Raw genomic sequence first — 1,341 nt, forward strand, 5'->3', positions numbered from 1 at the left:
CCGGAGTCCCTGATTTCACACTGCCAAGAAAAGCCTCTAGCGAGGCGGGAGGTGCCCGTACCGCAAACCGACACAGGTAGGCGAGAAGAGAATTCTAAGGTGAGCGAGTGAACTCTCGTTAAGGAACTCGGCAAAATGACCCCGTAACTTCGGGAGAAGGGGTGCTCTGGTAGGGTGTATAGCCCGAGAGAGCCGCAGTGAATAGGCCCAGGCGACTGTTTAGCAAAAACACAGGTCTCTGCCAAACCGTAAGGTGACGTATAGGGGCTGACGCCTGCCCGGTGCTGGAAGGTTAAGGGGAGTGCTTAGCGCAAGCGAAGGTGCGAACTGAAGCCCCAGTAAACGGCGGCCGTAACTATAACGGTCCTAAGGTAGCGAAATTCCTTGTCGGGTAAGTTCCGACCCGCACGAAAGGCGTAACGATCTGGGCACTGTCTCAACGAGAGACTCGGTGAAATTATAGTACCTGTGAAGATGCAGGTTACCCGCGACAGGACGGAAAGACCCCGTGGAGCTTTACTGTAGCCTGATATTGACTTTTGGTGCAACTTGTACAGGATAGGTAGGAGCCTTTGAGCCCGGAGCGCCAGCTTCGGGGGAGGCGTCGGTGGGATACTACCCTGGTTGTATTGAAATTCTAACCCGCACCCCTGATCGGGGTGGGAGACAGTGTCAGGCGGGCAGTTTGACTGGGGCGGTCGCCTCCTAAAGAGTAACGGAGGCGCCCAAAGGTTCCCTCAGAATGGTTGGAAATCATTCGCAGAGTGTAAAGGCACAAGGGAGCTTGACTGCGAGACGGACAGGTCGAGCAGGGTCGAAAGACGGGCTTAGTGATCCGGTGGTTCCGCATGGAAGGGCCATCGCTCAACGGATAAAAGCTACCCCGGGGATAACAGGCTTATCTCCCCCAAGAGTCCACATCGACGGGGAGGTTTGGCACCTCGATGTCGGCTCATCGCATCCTGGGGCTGTAGTCGGTCCCAAGGGTTGGGCTGTTCGCCCATTAAAGCGGTACGCGAGCTGGGTTCAGAACGTCGTGAGACAGTTCGGTCCCTATCCGTCGCGGGCGCAGGAAATTTGAGAGGAGCTGTCCTTAGTACGAGAGGACCGGGATGGACACACCGCTGGTGTACCAGTTGTTCCGCCAGGGGCATCGCTGGGTAGCTATGTGTGGCCGGGATAAGTGCTGAAAGCATCTAAGCACGAAGCCCCCCTCAAGATGAGATTTCCCATTGCGCAAGCAAGTAAGATCCCTCAAAGACGATGAGGTAGATAGGTTCGGGGTGGAAGCGCGGCGACGCGTGCAGCTGACGAATACTAATCGATCGAGGACTTAACCAA

The 1,341-nt window shown here is 56.1% G+C and carries 1 rRNA gene; it reads left to right on the forward strand.

Annotated features, from left to right (window positions below):
* Positions 1 to 1,341, forward strand: a 23S ribosomal RNA gene (locus tag ACSFXN_RS19780); the annotation flags it as partial.

Origin of the sequence: Planococcus sp. 1R117A, assembly GCF_051417975.1 — a bacterium.
In the GTDB taxonomy this organism is placed as follows: Bacteria; Bacillota; Bacilli; order Bacillales_A; family Planococcaceae; genus Planococcus; species Planococcus shenhongbingii.